Source organism: Fuerstiella marisgermanici (genome assembly GCF_001983935.1).
GTDB lineage: Bacteria > Planctomycetota > Planctomycetia > Planctomycetales > Planctomycetaceae > Fuerstiella > Fuerstiella marisgermanici.
This window is the reverse complement of record NZ_CP017641.1, coordinates 2,556,563-2,576,019: the sequence shown is the minus strand read 5'-3', so window position 1 is coordinate 2,576,019 and position 19,457 is coordinate 2,556,563. Positions and strand designations below refer to the sequence as shown.

The following is a 19,457-nucleotide window of genomic DNA, read 5'->3' as shown; positions in this document are numbered from 1 at the left end:
CGAAGGTTTGTGGCGAAGTGACATCGCCAAATGTACGATGCGCATTCGAGGCCGCCGGTGACGTTTGCGACGGCCCACAGCGGCCATCGTCAGAAATACATGTGACTCAACACCAATTCAGGAATCCCGTGCTTCGATTCGTTTCTGCATTAACCGGCTATGCCTGCAAGGTCGTGCGTACGGCGGCGTTTTGTGTCGCCATTAGCGGCGTGCTGCACTGTGTTGACATCAACGCGGCAGAATTCGAAAGCCTGCGACTGGGGCTACAGGGGCAGGGAAAAGTCGGCACATGGTTGCCGATTTCTGCCACCGCGACAGACCTTCCAGCCGGCCAGCTGGTTGAATTGCAGGCCGCATTTCCCGATCCTCGTGGCGACAACTACGTCGAAACCACCGCAGTCGCCGTTGTACCGAATTCCGGAATGGCCTCGCTGCACGGCTATTTCCGAAGTGGACGGATCGAAGGCACCGGTGTCGTGTCGCTGGTCGATTCGGAAACCGGAGAAACGCTGGTTCGGCGCACCGTTCTGTTTGGCGAAGACGTCGCCCTGCCCGATCCGGAAGTGGAAGTGCAGCGTCGGCTGCAGTTGCGTCGTATGGATGCGTTGACGCTACTTACGGTTGGCGGTGGAGCGGGCGGCATTGCGGGCGTGGAAGAATTTCTCCGCAACGCGGCCGTGTATTCTCGCGACCGATCGATTCTACAGAGCGTCCAATTGGGCGATCCGTCGGAACTGCCCGACGACGTCGATGGTCTTGACGCGGTCGACGTCATTTTGATGGCTGATAAGTTTGAGACTTCACCGCAACAGGCCGGTGCGATACAGCAGTGGGTTCGCGATGGCGGGCGGCTGATTGTCAGCACCGGTGGTACGGTCGACAAGTTTCTAGCGTCGGACGTGGGCCGCTGGGTTGGTGAGCACTTTGGCATCGAAGACGCTCCCATCGCGATGCGACGATTCAACGGTTTAGAAGCGTTTGTGTCCGGGGCGACTCGCATTCAAACAAACCTGAGCGGCAAAGATTCATGGCCTGTCGCGCGGCTGACGAGTGGCCAGACAAAGGCCCTGGTCGATTCGCTCGACGGCCCGATCCTGGGCACTCAAAGCATCGGGGCGGGAATCATCACCGTCCTGGCGGTCGACATCAATCAGCTGCCGCTGAACCGGTGGACCTCGCTGCCGCAGTTTCTGGAAGTGCTTGTCTTCGGCGAAAAACTCAGCCCGACTTCGGCCGATCGCCGGCGGACGTCGCGCGTGTCACAATCCGGAGTGTCCGACCTGGGGACTCAATGGCTGGCGGCCAACGACGCCGTCCCAATCGCCGGGCAGTGGTCCACGTGGAGTGTCATGGCGATGTTGGCGGCCTGGTTGATTTTGATCGGGCCGCTCGATTTTCTGCTGGTGACCAAGGTGTTGAAACGGCCTCATCTGACGTGGCTGACGTTTCCCTTTCTGATTGTCTGCGGCGTGATGTTGATGGTTCAGGTGGCCGGGAAATCAGGCCAGCTGGGAATGCGGCAATTGGACGTGTTGGACGTGATGGAAGACGGAAACTCGTCTTACCTGCACGCTCGATCATGGTTAAGCGTTTCAGCGTCGGAAACGATGCGGGCCGAGTTCCACGCCGAACCGACTCTTGAACTTCCCGGCATGAAATTTGACCACGCCACTAAGACCACAAAGTCGGACGCAAGCGACGCATCAGCGGCGAACAAAGCGGCAGCCGTGCAGCTCACCTGGAGCGGTCGGCCGGAAGACGTGTTCGGCGCGATGTACCGCAAGGGCGGGATGGGGCTCGGTCAGCAAACATTTCGACACAGCCGGTTGTCGCCTGACACTGTCACCAACATGCCGCTGCTCACCAACGGCTCACGGTCGTTTAAGGCCGCCTGGCATGCATCCGGACCACAGCCACTGGTGGAATCGTCTCTGACGGTTTCAGGATTCGGCCTGTTGAAAGGCACCTTCCACCACAACCTGCCGGAACCGATTACCGATTGGATCGTGGTTCACGGTAACCGCGTTTATCGAGCTCAACCGACTGCCGACGAATACATCGCACTTGATTCGAACACGTCCTGGACGGCTCGCGCCGATGGGATCTACGCGTCTGACCTTAAAGCGTACCTCACGGGAACTCGTACAAAACGCACCAAAGAATCCAAAGGCACCAGCCGTGGTTCGTCGCAAGTAACGACTCCTTACGACGCTCAATCCACAGACGCGCAATACGTCCTCACGATGTTAAGTTTGTACAACTACGCCGGCGGTGCCGAATACGCGGGATTGTCTCACACGCAGTATCGCAGGATGGAAGTCACCGATACCGCTCGGCTGAATCACGCGGTGTTGATTGGCCGGATTGATCTGCCCGTGTCATCGCTAAGCATTAATGACCAGCCGATCACAAACAACGAACGCCAGACATTGGTGCGTTTGTTTATTCCCGTCGATAAGCGACCGCCGGGAGCTCGTGCAAAAACGAAAGAAGATCTGGATAAGGAACAGCAGGTTGAAAGTGAGAACCAACAGTGATTGAAACTCGAAATCTGACCAAGCGATATGGCAACCTGATCGCGGTCAACAACATCAACCTGAAGCTTTCGGAAGGTGACGTGTTCGGCTTTATCGGACCCAACGGATCCGGAAAAACGACCACGATGCGGATGATCGCCACACTGCTAAATCCGGATCACGGCGAAGCTTACGTGTGCGGCAAGTCGATCTACACTAATCAGGAAGACATTCGCCGCCTGGTGGGATTTATGCCGGACTTCTTCGGCGTGTATGACGACATGACGGTGATTGAGTATCTCGAATTCTTCTGCGCCGCCTATCGAATTCCCGGTTCGAAACGTCGCAAGATCTGCGAAGAAAAGCTCGAACTGGTCGACATGTCGTTTAAGCGAGATGCGATGGTCAACGAATTGTCTCGCGGGCAGACTCAGCGTATTGGACTGGCCAGAACGCTGCTGCACGAACCTCAGGTGCTGCTGCTGGACGAACCCGCCAGCGGCCTGGACCCGCGAGCTCGAATCGAAATCCGCAATCTGTTGCGCCGGCTTGGCGAACTGAAAAAGACCGTCATCGTGTCCAGCCACATTCTGCCCGAACTGGCAGACGTGTGTACTCGCGTCGGCATGATCGAAAAGGGCAACCTGATTGTCGACGGCAACGTCGCGGAAGTGATGAAGAAGGCGCGGCAGCGAATACTACTCAATATCCGAGTACGCGATCGTGTTGAAGACGCCGCGAAGCTGATGGAACAGTGTGACACCGTCGAAGCCGTCAGCATTGGCAAAGATCAATTGCTGGAAGTCACGCTCAAACCCAACGTGGAAGACTACAGCGAAATCCCGGCCGAACTGGTCAACGGCGGATTTGCCCTGATGCTGTTTCGTGAAGAAGAAGTGAACCTCGAAACCGCGTTTATGGAACTGACCAAGGGCCTCGTGCAGTAGCGGCCAGCACTGGTCAGTCGTTCTCTCCCCTCCCAGCCGCAGGCAAGGGAGGGGTCGAACAAGCGCAGCGATGTTCGGGGGAGGGCCGTCTGCGCATCCCGCGCTGCACGACTGCACCAACCCAACGTGCTCAGCCCCCACCCGGACGTTGCTTCGCTCCGTCCGACCTCCCCCAACGCTGCGCTGGGAGAGGTGCATGCAAAAGCCCACGGCTGACCCAGGTCCGCACGATCTCGTTCTGCACCTGTTATCGAAGGCTTCGTCCCGCCACGCTTCTGCGCGGCGGCGACCGTGGGTACAATGAGTGGATTGGCGCGAAACCGATTTCTCACCCCTTCAAAAAGTCCGTTCAATGCGTAAGCTTGCCCTTTTGATGTGCGTGCTGGCGACAGCCACCGATTCTTCGTTTGCTGCCGACCGACTGGTGTTTTCACCGAAGGGTGACAACGACGACGCCAAACATATCGTGCTGATCGCTGGCGACGAAGAGTATCGCACAGAAGAATCGATGCCGATGCTGGGCAAGATTCTCAGCCAAAAACATGGATTCAAATGCACGGTGCTGTTTTCTTTCGGCCCGGACGGTGCTTCCTACATCGACCCGAACAACCAGGCGGGACTCCGCGGCCTGGACGCTCTGGATTCCGCGGACCTGATGATCATTGGAACTCGATTTCGCACGCCAGAGGCAGATGCCGCGAAACACGTCACGCAGTTTTTGAACGCGGGCAAACCGGTCATCGGCATTCGCACGTCGACTCACGCCTTCAACGGCAATGGGGATTTCGGCGGACTGAAGTATGCCGAATTCGGCTTGAAAATTCTGGGCGAAACCTGGGTTAGTCATCACGGACGGCATAAGCATCAGGGAGCTCGAGGCGTCATCGCCGACGGCAAGCAGTCGCACCCGATTTTAAACAGCGTAAAAGATGTTTTCGCGCCCAGCGACGTGTACGGCGTGGTCCATCTGACGGACGACGACGAAATTCTGATGCGAGCCGCAGTGACGGAAACGCTGGACCCGAACTCCAAAGCAATCGAAGGCGAGAAGAACGATCCGATGCAGCCGTTTGCCTGGCTTCATGAATATTCGTCACCCGACGGTCAAACAACGGGCCGATCATTCTGCACGACCGGCGGGGCGTCCGTCGACTTTGTCAACGAAGATCTGCGACGCTTGGTTGTGAACGCGGCCTACTTTTTGACAGACCAGGACGTCCCGGACAAAGCGGACGTCGGATTCGTCGATCCGTTCTACCCGAGCTTTTACGGCTTCATTAAGGCGCCAAAGTATTACTGGAAACAGGCCAATTTAACATTGGGAGATTTTGAGCTTGGCAAGTCGCCGCACATGCCGGATCCGGAAAACAGTCCGGAATGGAACTTCCGCCCGACGCCATAGGCCAGTCGGCCAGTCACCGCGTCGTGAGCTACGGGAACAGTATCACACCGAGAATGACGACAACCAGGCCGGTCAGGCCGGCGAGCGCCGTCATCGGTGTGATGTATTTCAAGCCTTCCTTTTCCGTCATGCCGCTCATCCGAGTGATCACCCAAAAGCCGCTGTCGTTCATCCATGAGATCGGCTTTGATCCGCAACCGACGGCCAGGGCGACATAAAGCGGATCGACGTTGGCGGCTCCGCTGGTGACCAAACCACCAAAGATCCCAGCGGCGGTGATCATAGCCACCGTTGACGATCCCTGAGCAGTCCGAACGGCCGTCGTCACCAGAAACGCGGCCACGACAACCATCACGGGCGACGTTCCTGGCAGGCCTTCCAGCAGTTCCGCCACGCTGGTCTGTCTCATCATCATGCCAAACGCGCCGCCGGCGGCGGTCACCAGAATGATCGTCCCCGCGCTGGTCACAGCGTCCTGCAAAGCGGCGGAAAATGCCTGTTTGGAAGGACGCTTCGTTCGAACGTACATCACGACCGCAAACGCGGCTGAAATCAGCAGTGCGAAGTTCTTCTCACCACAGATGGTAATCGCGTTGGCTAGCGATTCTGATATCGGCTGCGACGCAAACCGCCATGTGGGCTCCGTCGATTCGCCGACCGCTTGCGTCTTCGTTACCAGTGCACCAAGTGAGATCAGCAGAATCGGCAGCAGAATCGGCACCAGCGATGTCAACAAGCCGGGGGCTGAGTCGTTGTTGGCAGCTACGTGCTCGCCTGCATCGGCCGCCAGAAGCTCTGTTGGCCGGTCTGGTTCTGCGATGCCATCAGAATCCGGCAACGACAATACGTTGCGAGAATTGATCCACATGGCGTACAGCATTCCGACGCTCGCACTAATCAGACCGACAACGCTGCCACCGAAAATCATCGCGGTGATGGATACGTCAAAGGCTTCGGCGATAAAGAGTGGCCCAGGCGTTGGCGGGACAAGTGAATGAGCCATCGTGCCGCCGGCAACGATCGACAGTACGTACAATAGGTAATTCCCGCCCGTGCGCAGCCGCAGCGCCTTCGCCAGCGGAACCATCAGGTAAAAGACGGTGTCGAAGAAGACTGGAATGCTTAAAGTAAACCCGCTGACGGCAAAAGCGGCCGGAGCGTTCTTTTCGCCGACCGCGTTCAGCGCCGACTTCACAATCCGGTCGGCCGCTCCGCTGTCCAGCAGGCAACGGCCGATGATTGACGCCGCCACAATCAGAATCGCCAGCTTGCCGCAATACGACCCCAAAGCGGTTGTCAGACGGCTCATAAACGACAGCTTGCCGTTGTTCGCGGCACTGGCGGCATCTTTGCTGCTTAACAGGTACAGCTTCCGATTGGCTTCGCTCAGGGCTTCCTCGTCGTCGTTGAACTCGAAGCGATAGGAAACGTCGCTTTCGCTCTCACGCTGGGTCGGCTGCTGATCCGGCACGGTTGCCACTATTCGCAGAGCCAGGCCTTCGCCCGGGTCTTCCGCCACAACGAGGTTGTTTACGTTGCTGAGCGATTCCGGAACGGTGATCGTCAGGCTTTGGCTGTCAATGTCGGCATTGCGGACAACGCCTTCCAGTTGCCCGGACCGGATGACCAGTTCCGACGGCGTCAGGAAAGCGACCGTCAGTCCGGCCAGGATGAGTGCGACAAAGGCGTGCAGGCGAAACACGAGGATTCCGCCGATGACGATCGCCAGGCCGGTCAGAAGGATGAAGACGGTTGTCATAAAGTGCGACAGTCATCGAACAGAGTTTTGCTGAAACATCCGTGGTCACTTTCGCAACCACACGCCGTCGGTGGGCACCACTCACCGATGATGCAAATTTTGGTGCGTCACGGAAAGCGTCGCGGGGCTTTTTCGGCCACAGTCCATGCAAATACGTCTGCAGCAGCGAACGAAAGTGGTTCCCGCGCTGCCGTCACAGCGGCCAGTGGTACAAGCACGCGCGTTGGAGGATTCGCTGATACCGGCGGATTCCGCCGACCAGTACAGGCTTGCGCCGCGTTCAGCCTCAGGAAAGGCTCGTGTTTTGTGGGGTGGTTCGTTCGATATAACCGGACTGACTGATTCCTTCCGTAAAATCGAAACATTTTCACAAGTTACCCAATCGGAACGATCGATACTCAGAAGGACGACGTTTGTAACGCTGAAGCACAGTTGTTACGCCGGTACAGAAAGTCGTCGCGTGACCTGAGGTCGTACGCGAAAGTTAACCGCACGAGTGGTTACTTCAAACACGGCAACTTCGAAGGGCTACGGCCTGGAATCCTGGCAGGAATGGAAGCAATGCACACGTTTGGCAGGCATCTTCGACGATCGGTGGTTCTCAGTGCAATCTGCCTGATGACCTTCGTCAACAGTGGGTGCACACTGACGGGCGGCTTCATCGGCGTCATCTACGAATACATGCTGTTCTGGGAAACACTTCCCGTCATGCCCATCACGCCCTATCAAATGGGGCGGTTGGAAGATCAGCTTTGGGAAGACGAACGGTACAACCGCGTCCCCGTGCTGGACCCGATCGAAGGTGAGAACGCGCCAACGTTCTGCGTCGATCCGCCCAGCGATGACCAGGTGATTCGCTCTCTTCCGGATGATGTCTCCGGTGGTATTGCGTTCCTCCAGGAAACTCAACGCAATAACGTTCGTATCGTGGTCGAAAAAATCGTCGACCGGCTGGACGAATGTAAGGTCTACCCATTGGTCGGCCCGGCTCGTCTGCACCACTGTCACTTCAAGTGTACGGTGTTCTACGACAAGACAATCCGCTCGTACTGGCCGATCCCGTTCACTCATGTGGACCAAACCGAAGAAGTGGTCTACATCGACAAAGACCACCTCATCCGGTGTGCCGGTCCGGCGATGAATTAGCAAATTGCCCGAAGGCCGGTGTCGATGCGAATCGCATAACACTGGCCAAGGCAGAAATCAGCCCCAGGGTTATAAATAGCCCTGGGGCTTTTTCGTGCCGATCGTCGGGCAGTGTGGACCGGTTGCGAGTCGCAGTTGAATTGTCATGACTGAAGACACCCGCTGCCCATTTCGCTATGAAAGGCGGGGCCTTCCGCATTTGCGCGATAGACCCCGGTTCACAATTTGCGATCTTCGAACGGCCGCTTCGTCGCCACACGTCTGACGGCCGCTTAAAGTCTGACTCTGTCAAAGCCGCGCCGGATTCGCCTCGTTGAAGAACGAGCAACGGCAGCGCTTCCGAGCAACGCCTTGAAACGGCTGTGGACTCGGCCACCTTACGTCAGAGTAAACTGGAACTCACCATCATCGGTGACGTTCACGACAGCGCTGGAGACGGATTCGCCTTCAGCCATCCGGGACAGAAATTCAGCTGACATCTGTGGCAGCAACGAACCGGTCAGAATACGGTCGACGTTACGAGCTCCACTGTCCACTTCGGTGCAGCGGCTGACGATGTGATCCAAAACAGCATCGGTCCACGTGAATTCTGCGTCGTAGTGTTCGTTGACGCGGCGAGCCACCTTGCCCAGCTTCAACACGGCAATCTGCCTCATGATGTCGTCGCTAAGCGGGAAGTAAGGCACGACAACGATTCGACCCAAAAACGCGGGCTTGAAACTCTTCAGCAGTTCAGGATGCAAGGCCAACGCCAAAGCTTCCGGGGCGGGCATTGTTTCCGGATCGGCACACAGCTTCATCATCGTTTCGGTGGCCGCATTGGATGTCATAATGATCACCGTATTGCGGAAGTCGATGTCGCGGCCTTCGCCGTCCTTCATGTTGCCTTTGTCGAACACCTGATAGAAAACGTCCTGCACGCCCGAGTGAGCTTTCTCCATTTCGTCCAGCAGCACCACGCTGTACGGCTTGCGACGCACGGCTTCGGTCAGCACACCGCCTTCGCCGTAACCGACGTAACCCGGAGGCGAGCCCATCAGCAGTGAAACCTTGTGCTCTTCCTTGAACTCGCTCATGTTGATCGTGGTCATGTTCTGTTCGCCGCCGTACAGCAGTTCGGCCAGCGTGATCGCGGTTTCTGTTTTGCCGACACCGCTGGGGCCGACAAGGAAGAACACACCGATCGGACGATCCGGGTCTGTCAAGTTGGCTCGCGAAGTACGAATGCGTTCCGCGATTTCCTTTAGACCGTGATCCTGCCCAACAACTCGTTTCTGCATTTCTTTGTCGAGGGCCAGGATCGTGTTGATCTCGTCGCTCACCATGCGTCCGACCGGAATTCCGGTCCACGACGAAACGATTTCCGCGACCGCCTGCGAATCCACGCACGCCTGCATCAGTGGGTTTTCGCCCTGAATCTCTTCCAGCTTTTTGTCGATTTCCTCCAGCTCCGCAATCAGCTTGGCTCGATCTTCTTCCGACAAAGGTGGCTGCTTGGCCGCATCAGCCGGACTATCCGCTGCTGGTTTTTCGGCCGTGGCTTGATCAGCTTTGGCATCCTTCGCTTTGCCGTCTGCCTCTTTTTTGGTGTCAGCGGCCTCAGCATTCTCTTCGTGTTGCGGCACTGATTCGCCGGACAGTTTGCCGCGAATGTCTCGGATCTGATCGATCAGTTCGCGTTCCTTCGTCCACTGCTCTTTGAGTTCTTCGTAGCGAGCCTTCGTTTCTTCCTTCTTTTGTTTCAGCGCTTCCACTTCTTCTGCGTGGTCGGCACCTGTTGCTAGTTCTCTTTCCAGCACTTCGATCGCAACGGATGTCTGATCGATGGTTCGCTGGCAGTCTTCGATGGCGGGTGGAGTGGTCGTGTGGCCGATCGCAACTCGCGCACAGGCCGTGTCCAGAAGGCTGACGCACTTGTCAGGAAGCTGACGGCCCGAAATGTAGCGGCTGGAAAGTCGTACGGAATCCTCAACCGCTTCGTTCAGGATCTCAATCTTGTGATGGTCCTGCAGCGTGTCGACAAGGCCTCGCATCATGGCGATGGCTTTCGAAATTTCCGGTTCGTCAACCTTCACCACCTGAAACCGTCGCGCGAGTGCGGCGTCTCGTTCGAAGTACTTCTTATATTCGGCCCAGGTCGTGGCAGCGATCGTGCGCAGTTCGCCTCTTGCCAAGGCGGGCTTCAGCATGTTGGCGGCATCGCCCTGCCCGGCCTGTCCGCCAGCACCGATCAGTGTGTGAGCTTCGTCGATAAACAGGATGATGGGTGTGACCGATCGATTGACCTCTTCGATGACGCCTTTCAGTCGGTTTTCGAATTCGCCTTTAACGCCCGCTCCGGCCTGCAGCAGGCTGAGGTCCAGCGTGCGCAATGCGACTGTCTGCAACGCTGGTGGGACGTCTCCCTGTGCGATCCGCAGCGCGAAGCCTTCGACGACGGCCGTTTTACCAACGCCTGCTTCCCCCGTCATGATCGGATTGTTCTGGCGACGACGAGTCAGAATGTCGACGATCTGCCGGATTTCCGAATCGCGTCCCAGGACCGGATCGATCTTGCCTTCTCGAGCACGTGCTGTCAGGTCAATCGTGTATTGGTCCAGATGCGGCGTTTGACCACCGGGGCGAGGTCCCGGCGTACCACCGCCTCCGGAACCGCTGGACGAACTGACGACGTCTGAGCCTGCTTCTGAGCTATCTGCCAGGATCGTTTGCAGGTCTCGCGCCAGAGCTTCTGGTGATATTTTGTCGAGTTCCTTCGAGATGCCTCGTGCGATTTGCGACAGAGATGTGTCCGTCAACAATGCCAACAGCAGGTGACCTGAACGAGTTTTTCCGGCCGAGTAGTCGATCGAGCCGAGCACCCATGCTTCGCGCGCGAGATCGACGGTGTGCTGAGACAGAAGCGGCTGGCTTGAGTTGCCGGTTTTTAATTTGTCAATCGCTTTCATCACGTCGGCCGTCAGTCGCGACGGATCGATGGCGAAGGCTTTGGCGATGGCGTGGATGTCGGTGTTGGATCCTTCCAGCAGCTTTAGCAACCAGTGTTCGATTTCGACGTTGTAATTCGTCCGAGACATACAGAGCCCGGCGGCACCTTCCAGCGATCGAGTGCAAACGTCGTTAAGTTTTCCAATCAGTGATTTAAGATTGACGGCGGTCATTTTTGTTTAGCCCTGAGGAACGTTGGGAGTTCGAAAGATAGAGTTTTAAACGTGGAAATTCATGGGTCGCTGCCGGGGTGCATAGCGTCACCTTCGACGGGCCTATTTGCAAGTCACCCCTGGCAGTCAGTCGGCATATCGTTGCAGGTAAGCGGCCGCTGGTCGCGGCTGCTTAACAACTGTAATAGCGGAAGGTCAGCGCGCTAGTGTTCACAAAAACACCAGGGGCCTGACAAGGTACTAGAATCGGAACACAGCATCTTCGGAATCTTTCGTTAACGAATCCGACGCCATCCATGTGTTCCAGCCAAGTCGTGGCTGAAAGTCGGGGCCTGCGCTAAGTTCGCAGGGCGGAACATCTTCCTTGCGCAATACCAGTTGGACATCGAAATCCAGTTCGAGTCCGAGGTAGAATCGAATAATCTCTGACAGGCATTCGAGGTGTTGGCCGCCCGGCAGGAATTCGTAAAATTCATCAAGCGTAAGCGGGCCCAGTCGAATGCGTACTCGACTTTGCACATCCCACACGCGCGAACCAACAACGGCAGATTGGCCGAGTTCCAGGTTCAGGCCGTCGCGATGCTGCTTTGACGGCATGCTGGACTGCGTGTCTTCCGGAAGGTACAGCCACTGGCCGCAGAATTGAATAACTTCGGCTTCCACCTGAAAGTAGTGCTCAACAATCTGTTCAAGACCACTGGCGTTACGGCAGCGTTGACTGAACAACCCTCCATAGAACACCATCGTTTGGTCGTCGAACAGAAAGCGATGCCTCAGGCCAGGGATTTCCAGACCCGCCAAACTAAACAGGCAACGCGTAAACAGGTCGTCTTCGTATTCGCCCGACTGCTGCGAACGTTCATACGAATACGGAAAGTGATACTTCTCCCACGCTCGATAAAACAGCGAGACCGATCTGTGATTAAACAGGTCGAAGAATTCCCGCAGCGTGTGGTCTTTGTAGCGTGCGTGAGACCGTTCGATCAACAACGTTGTGTAGTGACTAGGCAGCACTCCATTGGGACCGGTCAGCCCCATAAACGACACGGTCATGTCCAGCGGCAGCGGCACTTCTGTGGCGTCTCCGCTGCGCAACGCCGCTCGATCCTTTCGATCTCGCGGAGCCAGAGCGGCGATCTGCCCTGGTGGAAATGACAGCGAGGGCAATGCTTTGAACGCGACAGGTTCTGACTGCGGACCGCGATCTCCACCGATCTGGCCGGTGAGCGTCTGTTCGCTACCTTCGGCGACGTACAGTTCGATAATCCGTACGGCCTGAAAGAAATCAAAATCCTGAGGGGAGTTCAGCAGGTCCTGGATTAAATCAGGAACCGGTCGCCCGCCTGAGCCGGCCATGTCCACTTGTCCTGTTTTCGCGATTGCCGCAGACGGGTTGTTGCGGTCAGTTTGGTGAAAGAATTGATCGACGTGTACATGCCGAAGAAGCGGTTAAGAATCGTCGCAAACAAGAAGGCACTGTCGCCCGAAAAGTTTTCGTCATCGAACACCACGTTAATCTGAGTGCCTCGGGCGAAAGCATTATTGATTCGCTGCACCAAAGGCTGGCTGCCCAGAGAATGAATGCCCTGCACCAGATTTCGCGTCTCGGCCGAATCGCGAACATCGTTCAACGCCAGAATTTCCTGAATCGCGTTCACGGCGTTGTCGGAATCCATCAGCGAAAGATGATTCAGCGACAACTGCGACACCAACGGCCACAGGTTGCGGCGCCCCAAATGCTGTCGTAGTGTGGGTGTTGGCGAAACCAAACAGTCGATGCGCGATATGGGGCCTCGACCACCTACCACATCAAAGCGAATCTGCTTGGCTGTTCGTTGTTTGGTCAGTTCTTCCGGCAGGTCGCGGTTAAAGCAGGTCAACCTCGCGTACATCATGCCTTCGCCCGGCCGACGTGGCGAAAATTCCGGGTCGACCAGTGTGACAAACATCTCAGTCGGCACGTTTAGTGTTCCCGCGTCGCCTTCGACAGGGCCAGGGCGGCGAGTCGCGTGCCAGTATCCGGTGTCGCCCGAAACTTCTGTGTGATTCACAGAATAGAATTTACGAAACGGGCGGACTTCGTTGCGCTGAGTTTCGACTTTGATGTCGTTGACCGAATAAATTTCCATCGACGATTCGGCTCGCGCATCGGGCACGATGCGGTATTCCGTGCGGCGAAATGTCAGAGGTACAGCGTCCGCCGTTTTTTCGAACAGGTTGATGATCGGCGTGCAGCCGGTGCAAACGGTGTCGGGCGAAACAAGATTTTCCAATGCCGATGGGCATTCCTTTAGCAGAATGCTGATCTGCAACTTTGTGCCCAGCCGCTTCAGGATGTCCGGCGTGAGTCCCGTGACGTCGAAGAACAGAAACTTCTGCGGCAGGACAAAATATTCTGTCAGCAGGCGATAGCCGGGAAATGAACGTGGGTTGTGAGGAAGGACGGCTTCGTCGGCATCGAAACCCACCGCCTTAATGCAATCCGGCCCCAGTACGGCGACGGCTTCGGTCGGATCTTCGCCGCAGATGACGACTTCGATGGTTTGGGTTAGCACGGTTTCCAGTAGCTGCGCCGCTTTTTCGAAGTTTGGCAGGTTCACGAAGAAGCGAAGATGATCCAACGCGAATTCGCCCAGCGGCAGTTCGGGATCGAGCGTGCTGAAGTCGAAACGCAGTGTCGAAACCGCTTCTGATTTGCCTCGCGTGGCCGGCCCGGAAAATGGCTGCGGCAAAAGTCGAGTACTCTTGTTGGCCAGCGGAAACAGTGCGACGGGATAACTGGTTCGAAAACGGCAGTTGTGTCCGAACACCGGTTCGGTTTCGACGTACGTACCAGACTTGACGTGATATCCATCCGTCTGGTCGGCCTGAGCATCGCTGAGTGCGAAGCGCAGAATCGACATCGACGGCACGGGCGCGAGCATGTGTGGATACAGAATATCCAGCATTGCGTCGGCAATTTCCGGAAAGCTGTCATCCAGTTTGTGCCGGATGCGCGCGTTCTGGTACGCGAACGCCTGGACCAGCCGTTCGACATGAGGGTCTTTAATGTCCTTGCCGCTGAGGCTAAGACGGTTGGCGATCTTCGGGAAGCGTTCGGCAAAATCGCCAGCGCTTTGCCGGAAATAATCCAGTTCCTTTTGATACCACGCGTCGAGTGTCTCGCTCATTGGTTCCTCACAGAATGTCAAACTGGCCGGTGGAGGATTCCATCGACGAGTCGTACTTCACTCGATGACGTCCGTCTTCCACAACCAACATGCCTTCGATTCGAAAGCGGAAGGTGCGGTCGTAGTACTGGTCGTTGGGGACCGGAGTCACTCGGACATCGACCAGTCGCGGTTCGAACAGTTTGATTGCTTTGCGGATGGCGTTGACCAGAACATCAGAGTCACCAGCGGCGTTCAGGCTGCTGGCGGTGAAGTCCGGAATGCCGTAGTTGATCAGTGAATCATCGATTTCGTCGAACTCCGGCGGCCAGGACACGCAGCGGTAACGCGTGTTAAGAAGGCTTTCCAGATCGCGACGTACCGACTGCTGGATGATCCGAAGTTTTTCGGCATCATCCTGCGGCGCTTCTTTCGAATTATCCGGTTCGTTGTCCAGCAAGCGGTCCAGCAACGACAACCGAATTTTGCTGCGATCGGAATACCCGGTACTCACTGACTTTGGTCCTTGTTGAAGCTGCAGAACGAAGAACGGACTTTGGTCCCTTTGCCGAACTGACTTTACCCTCGATTTCACCCACTGGATGGAATTGACGGTGAAGCGATACTGAACTGGTCAGGTGATTTGACTAATCACCAATCGTAATCGTCTTCACTTCAGTGATCGTCACTGCGTCTTCGCCCACAAGCCATTCGCGCTGCCCCGATCCCTGCACGGGGGCGTCCTCGGACTGCTGCTTCCAGTCTGTCGCTCGACCAATTCGGATACGTTCATCTTCGGACGTATGCGAACCGTGGTACAGAGCGGGAATATGAATGCGGCCGGCGACTTCGCCCACAGTTTCGATTTCCGCAGCTCGCCAAAGCATGTCGGACAGATGTTCGATGTCTGACAGTTCAATCGACTTAATCTGGTCAATCGACAGCCAGTAGTACTGCCCGGTGGCCGTATAGACTTCGATGGTCGGCCCCAGCAGATCGTCCAGATCTCGCATACCTTCGAAGGCCTTACCGTTCAAGGTCCCCGTAACCTCAGGCTCCAGCTCACTGGCTTCCGCCAATAACTGAGCGGCACCAGCGAAGTCGCCATCTCGCAGGTTGAGAAGCGCCTTCAGCCGCTTCTGTTGAGCGTCCGTCGGCTGACTCAGGAATTCGGGAATGCGGCCTTCTTCGTAGACCTCCCGGCGTGACATTTCGGACCGAATCAGGTGCCGCAGCAGCGAGGTGCCGTGCAGCGAATCGGGATCGATAGACAGAGTTGCATCCAGCTGTTTGTCGGCGCGTTCCAGATTGCCATCAAAACACAAAAGTTCGGCAAGCTGGCTGCGGGGGACGACAGACGACGGATCGTTGCGGACGGCTTCGTTGGCCGCGGCAACGGCGTCTGTAAGTTTGCCGGCTTGAAAAAGTTCTACGGGGGTTGTCACAGAATCTGTTCCTTATTCTTTAAGGTCCACTCGTCGAGCTACAAGAGTCATGCTGGAAGAAAGTTGGTCCAATTGATAGTGCGGCAACAGGCGGATCGTCAGCATATATTTTCCTGGCTGGCCTGGTGCGTCCAACACTTCTACGTCGGCTTCTCGCAACGGGTATTGCGCCTTCATGCTGGGCGGTGCTTTTTCGTCGGGAGTCACATATTGCACCAGCCAGCTTTGCAGGTCGTTTTGAATCTCCATGGGACTGAGGTTTGATCCCAGTTTGCTGCGCGCCTTCACTTTCAGATAGTGAGCGATCCGGGAACAGCACAGTACATATTGCAGCATGGCCGAAATTCGAGCATTCGCGGTCGCCACCGGATCGTCGTACGTCGCTGGCTGATGCACAGACTGGTTCGAATAAAAGACGGAGTATGGCGTGTCTTTGCAATGGGACAGGGGGATAAAGCCGAGGTCGCACAGTTCGGATTCCTGCACATCGGAGATAGACACTTCTGTACTGCTTCGCGACGCCACGCCATAAGCGTCCGTATGAAAACTGTGCGTCGGCAAACCCGTGACCAGTCCGCCACCATCGACGCCACGTTCCACACCGCGAATATCAGCAAACCACCCGCAGCTTGAAAACGCCTTCAACAGCACGCTGCCCATCGCCCATGCGGAATTGCCCCACAGATACTTTTCGCGGTCAGCCCCCTGAACGTCTTCTTCAAATCGAAAGCCGTGGCGCGAGCTGCCGTCATCGCGATAGGGTTCTCGCATTAGAACTCGAGGCAGCGTGAGGCCGACAAACTGAGTGTCAGGATGTTCTCGCAAGCTACGCCATTTGCGATGGCGAGTCTGTTGAAAAACGGCTTCCAGGTTAACTGGCTTTTCCAGATCAGCAAACGTGTCCAGACCAATAAGTTCCGGGCTGGCCGCAGAAATGATCGGCGCGAAAGCTGCGGCACCGACGCCACTTAGCTGAGACAGCAGGTCGAGATCATCCGGATGGTTGGTGAATTCGTAGTTGGCCAGCAACGCACCATAGGGCGTGCCGCCCGCCATGCCGAATTCTTCTTCGTACACCTTCTGGAACAGTGCGTTTTGATCGAAGTCGGACGCTTTTTCGAAGTTGCGTAACAGCTCGCGTTTGGAAACGTCCAGCACGCGAATCTGAAGTTCGGTCCCTTTTTCGTCGAAGCCGCGTTCGTTCACCAGTTCTGCACGCGTCTTCCACACGTAATGCAGACCTCGCCACGCCGATTCCAATGCCTGGAACTGCGGTGCATGAAGGATGGCATTCACCTGATCAGAGAGAAGCTGATCGATGCGTGCGATGTCCCGCGACAGAATTGTGCGAGCTGCTTCGAGCTGCGATTGATCCGACGGAACCTTGCCCAGCCAGTGTGTGAACAGCTTCGCGAGATTCGTTTCCGTCAGGAAGTCTCGCAGCGGGTTCAGCTTCTCACTTGGCTTGCCGGTGCCGGTGCCTGGTGCCTGCGCCGTGATTTGGTCGAGCAGACTGGCAGGCGATTCCGATGCTGTTTGATCGGTGACCGTTTGACCGGCCGCGGCGTCCGACGCCACGGTTACGGGCAGAGCAACGTCGGATTGTGATTGCTCGCCGGCCACCAGGATTCTCGTTTCGGGCTATGAATCGTGCCTGCCGACCGGGACGAGCCCGCACGGCGTATAAACATCGAGCGATAAAGCGTTGGCCAAAGCCGACGCAAAGGGAAACACGGGCCAGACAAACGGCCAGTGCCATGGCGCGTGCTGAATCAACAGGCGCCCAGCGCGTGAAACAGTCCTGCCGGAGCAACCGGCAGGACTGCAGTTCTAACCGCTAAGCTTTCTGAGGAAGCTTGGCGACCATACGAAGCGACGTGGTTAGTTCTTCCAGTTGCAACCATGGTCTTAGCAATGCAACAGCATTGTAAGATCCGGGCGCACCGGGAATCTCTTCCACGGAAATATCCGCTTCTGCCAGTGGGTATTTGGCCTTCATTTCGGCCGAAGCTTTTGGATCGTCCAGCACGTAGTTAGCGATCCAGCGTTTCAGGAAGTCTTCCATGTCGCTGCGTTCCATAAAGGAACCAATCTTGTCGCGAGCGATACACTTCAGGAAGTGAGCGATTCGCGAAGCAGCCATGATGTACGGCAGGCGAGCGGAAATGGCGGCGTTGGCTGTCGCTTCGTCGGTGTCGTACTTTTTGGGGCGCTGCGTCGTCTGTGCACCAAAGAAGACGGAGTAGTCCGTGTTCTTGAAGTGACACAGCGGCAGGAAGCCTTCTTTGCTGAGTTCCGCTTCACGGCGGTCTGTGATGCCGATTTCTGTCGGGCACTTGGTGTCGATGTCGCCATCGTCACTGACAAAGTTGTGCACCGGCAGACCTTCGACCGTACCGCCGTTTTCCACACCACGAATGGCCGTACACCATGCGGTTTGTGCAAACGCGTTGGTCATGTTGGTACCCATGACGTAGGCGGCGTTCATCCACGTATATTTCTCGTGGCTGGTCGGCTTGGAATCACCATGTTCGTCGAGTTCGAATTCTTCGTATTCGAATTCGTCGATTGGCTTGGTGTTGTTGCCATAAGGCAGTCGAGCCAGGACTCGTGGCAGCACCAACGTGACGTAGCGAGAATCTTCTGAATCGCGGAACGAATTCCACTTCGTGTGCTTGGCACTCATGAAGATCTTTTCGATGTCGCGTGGCTTCGAAAGTTCTTCCCAGGATTCCATGCCAAACAGGTTTGGCGATGCGGCCGAAATGAACGGGCAATGAGCAGCCGCGCAAACACCGGAGATCTTTTCGAGCAGGTCGATGTCTTCCGGGTGGTTGGTGAATTCGAAGTCGCCAACCAGCGAACCGAAGGGCTCACCGCCGGGCATGCCGAATTCGTCTTCATACAGCTTTTTGAACAGGACGCTCTGGTCGAATTCAATCGCCTTGTCCAGGTCCTTGAAGACTTCGCGTTTTGACACGTTCAGCACGCGTAGTTTCAGCTGCTTGCTGGTTTCGGAATTCATCACCAGGTGATGCAAACCTCGCCACGATCCTTCCAGCTTTTGGAACTGTTCGTGCTGCATGACAGCGGCCAGCTGTTCTGACAGCTTTTGGTCGAGGGCACCGATGGCCGCCGACAGCGTCTTGGTACAGCTTTTGTCCCACGTCATCGTGCCGGACATCGCGACGCCGATCAGGTTTTTCACCATGTCGGAGCCTTCGTCGCGTTCTACTACTTTAGGCATTGCTGACAGCATGCTGTCCAGAATACTGCCGGATTCTTCCGCGCCGGCTTCTGCTTGTGCTTCTTGTTCTCCTGCACTCATCATTCACCCCCTTCGCTGTCATCGCCACCGGCAGACGGTGCTTCCACACCCAATTCACCAGCCGCTGCCTGTACTTTCGCGGTGTCACTTAACACCTGTTCCATCAACGCTTCCAGGTCTTCCGACTGGTCCATCTGAGTCAACAGGTCACGCAGTTTGTTGCGAGATTCCAACAGTGCCTTCAGCGCTGGAACCTGTTCGACAACCTTGCCCGGTTCGAAGTCTTCCATGGATTTGAAGTTCAGTTGAACTCCCATTTCCTTGTCGCCGCCTTCCAGCGTGTTTTTGACACGCATGTTCAGTTCGGGACTGATTTTTGCCATCACGTCGTCGAAGTTGTCGCGGTCGATGTTGGCGAATTTTCGTTTGCTCAGCGAATCGGGCTTTTTGGTGGGGTTGCCGCTGAAGTCTCCCATCACCCCCATCACAAAGGGCAGTTCTTTCTTGACCACTGCGTCGCCGATTTCGACGTCGTACGTGATATGGACGCGCGGCTTTCGCACGCGATCCAGTTTGTGCTGAATAGACGATTTAGCCATATTGCCAGCCTTTCTGCCCTTTCTGTCAGGTCATCAAATACAGGATCAGCCCTGTGGAAACGTGT

13 protein-coding genes are annotated in these 19,457 nt (G+C 56.3%); 4 read left to right on the top strand and 9 right to left on the bottom strand.

All coding sequences use genetic code 11. The annotated features are described in order from the left end of the window. Positions 1-128 precede the first annotated feature (128 nt). The 3 genes from Fuma_RS09775 to Fuma_RS09765 all read left to right on the top strand — a co-directional run bounded on the left by Fuma_RS09775 (position 129) and on the right by Fuma_RS09765 (position 4,865). On the top strand, positions 129-2,537 hold the full coding sequence (locus Fuma_RS09775; RefSeq protein WP_077023974.1) for a hypothetical protein: 2,409 nt from the start codon (positions 129-131) through the stop codon (positions 2,535-2,537). Beyond that, positions 2,534-3,463: an ABC transporter ATP-binding protein gene (locus tag Fuma_RS09770; protein ID WP_077023973.1), complete on the top strand. Its 930-nt coding sequence runs from the start codon at positions 2,534-2,536 to the stop codon at positions 3,461-3,463. Before Fuma_RS09775 ends, Fuma_RS09770 begins: the two co-directional genes overlap by 4 nt. Positions 3,464-3,815: 352 nt before the next feature. Then, positions 3,816-4,865, top strand: coding sequence for a ThuA domain-containing protein (locus Fuma_RS09765; RefSeq protein ID WP_077023972.1), 1,050 nt, complete (start codon positions 3,816-3,818; stop codon positions 4,863-4,865). A gap of 28 nt (positions 4,866-4,893) precedes the next feature. Here Fuma_RS09765 and Fuma_RS09760 read toward each other — a convergent pair whose 3' ends face one another. Then, complete coding sequence (locus Fuma_RS09760) at positions 4,894-6,624, bottom strand: GntP family permease (protein WP_077023971.1); 1,731 nt, start codon at positions 6,622-6,624, stop codon at positions 4,894-4,896. A 561-nt stretch (positions 6,625-7,185) separates the two neighbouring features. Here Fuma_RS09760 and Fuma_RS09755 point away from each other — a divergent pair. Then, positions 7,186-7,770, top strand: coding sequence for a hypothetical protein (locus Fuma_RS09755; protein ID WP_077028202.1), 585 nt, complete (start codon positions 7,186-7,188; stop codon positions 7,768-7,770). 377 nt (positions 7,771-8,147) lie between these two features. Here Fuma_RS09755 and tssH read toward each other — a convergent pair whose 3' ends face one another. The 8 genes from tssH to tssB all read right to left on the bottom strand — a co-directional run bounded on the left by tssH (position 8,148) and on the right by tssB (position 19,392). Then, the gene (gene tssH / locus Fuma_RS09750) at positions 8,148-10,931 is read right to left on the bottom strand and encodes a type VI secretion system ATPase TssH (protein WP_077023970.1); all 2,784 of its coding nucleotides are present in this window, start codon (positions 10,929-10,931) and stop codon (positions 8,148-8,150) included. A gap of 240 nt (positions 10,932-11,171) precedes the next feature. After that, the gene (gene tssG / locus Fuma_RS09745; protein ID WP_077023969.1) at positions 11,172-12,287 is read right to left on the bottom strand and encodes a type VI secretion system baseplate subunit TssG; all 1,116 of its coding nucleotides are present in this window, start codon (positions 12,285-12,287) and stop codon (positions 11,172-11,174) included. After that, positions 12,251-14,101, bottom strand: coding sequence for a type VI secretion system baseplate subunit TssF (tssF, locus tag Fuma_RS09740; RefSeq protein WP_077023968.1), 1,851 nt, complete (start codon positions 14,099-14,101; stop codon positions 12,251-12,253). Before tssF ends, tssG begins: the two co-directional genes overlap by 37 nt. Positions 14,102-14,108: 7 nt before the next feature. Continuing rightward, on the bottom strand, positions 14,109-14,594 hold the full coding sequence (gene tssE, locus Fuma_RS09735) for a type VI secretion system baseplate subunit TssE (protein ID WP_077023967.1): 486 nt from the start codon (positions 14,592-14,594) through the stop codon (positions 14,109-14,111). A 133-nt stretch (positions 14,595-14,727) separates the two neighbouring features. Beyond that, positions 14,728-15,525, bottom strand: coding sequence for a type VI secretion system accessory protein TagJ (locus Fuma_RS09730; protein ID WP_077023966.1), 798 nt, complete (start codon positions 15,523-15,525; stop codon positions 14,728-14,730). Between the two features lie 12 nt (positions 15,526-15,537). Continuing rightward, entirely contained in the window at positions 15,538-17,148 is a 1,611-nt protein-coding gene (gene tssC / locus Fuma_RS09725) for a type VI secretion system contractile sheath large subunit (RefSeq protein ID WP_158520924.1), read from the bottom strand. A gap of 214 nt (positions 17,149-17,362) precedes the next feature. Then, on the bottom strand, positions 17,363-18,853 hold the full coding sequence (tssC, locus tag Fuma_RS09720; protein ID WP_077023965.1) for a type VI secretion system contractile sheath large subunit: 1,491 nt from the start codon (positions 18,851-18,853) through the stop codon (positions 17,363-17,365). Then, positions 18,853-19,392 carry a type VI secretion system contractile sheath small subunit gene (gene tssB, locus Fuma_RS09715; protein ID WP_077023964.1) on the bottom strand — a complete coding sequence of 180 codons (540 nt, stop codon included), beginning with the start codon at positions 19,390-19,392 and terminating at the stop codon, positions 18,853-18,855. Before tssB ends, tssC (Fuma_RS09720) begins: the two co-directional genes overlap by 1 nt. Positions 19,393-19,457 lie beyond the last annotated feature (65 nt).

What these genes read in the sequence shown, in the direction of transcription:
- tssB (WP_077023964.1), bottom strand. Translation starts at nt 19,392, where the DNA reads ATGGCTAAATCGTCTATTCAGCACAAACTGGATCGCGTGCGAAAGCCG.
- tssC (WP_077023965.1), bottom strand. Translation starts at nt 18,853, where the DNA reads ATGAGTGCAGGAGAACAAGAAGCACAAGCAGAAGCCGGCGCGGAAGAA.
- tssG (WP_077023969.1), bottom strand. Translation starts at nt 12,287, where the DNA reads ATGGCCGGCTCAGGCGGGCGACCGGTTCCTGATTTAATCCAGGACCTG.
- tssH (WP_077023970.1), bottom strand. Translation starts at nt 10,931, where the DNA reads ATGACCGCCGTCAATCTTAAATCACTGATTGGAAAACTTAACGACGTT.
- tssF (WP_077023968.1), bottom strand. Translation starts at nt 14,101, where the DNA reads ATGAGCGAGACACTCGACGCGTGGTATCAAAAGGAACTGGATTATTTC.
- Fuma_RS09755 (WP_077028202.1), top strand. Translation starts at nt 7,186, where the DNA reads ATGCACACGTTTGGCAGGCATCTTCGACGATCGGTGGTTCTCAGTGCA.
- Fuma_RS09765 (WP_077023972.1), top strand. Translation starts at nt 3,816, where the DNA reads ATGCGTAAGCTTGCCCTTTTGATGTGCGTGCTGGCGACAGCCACCGAT.
- Fuma_RS09760 (WP_077023971.1), bottom strand. Translation starts at nt 6,624, where the DNA reads ATGACAACCGTCTTCATCCTTCTGACCGGCCTGGCGATCGTCATCGGC.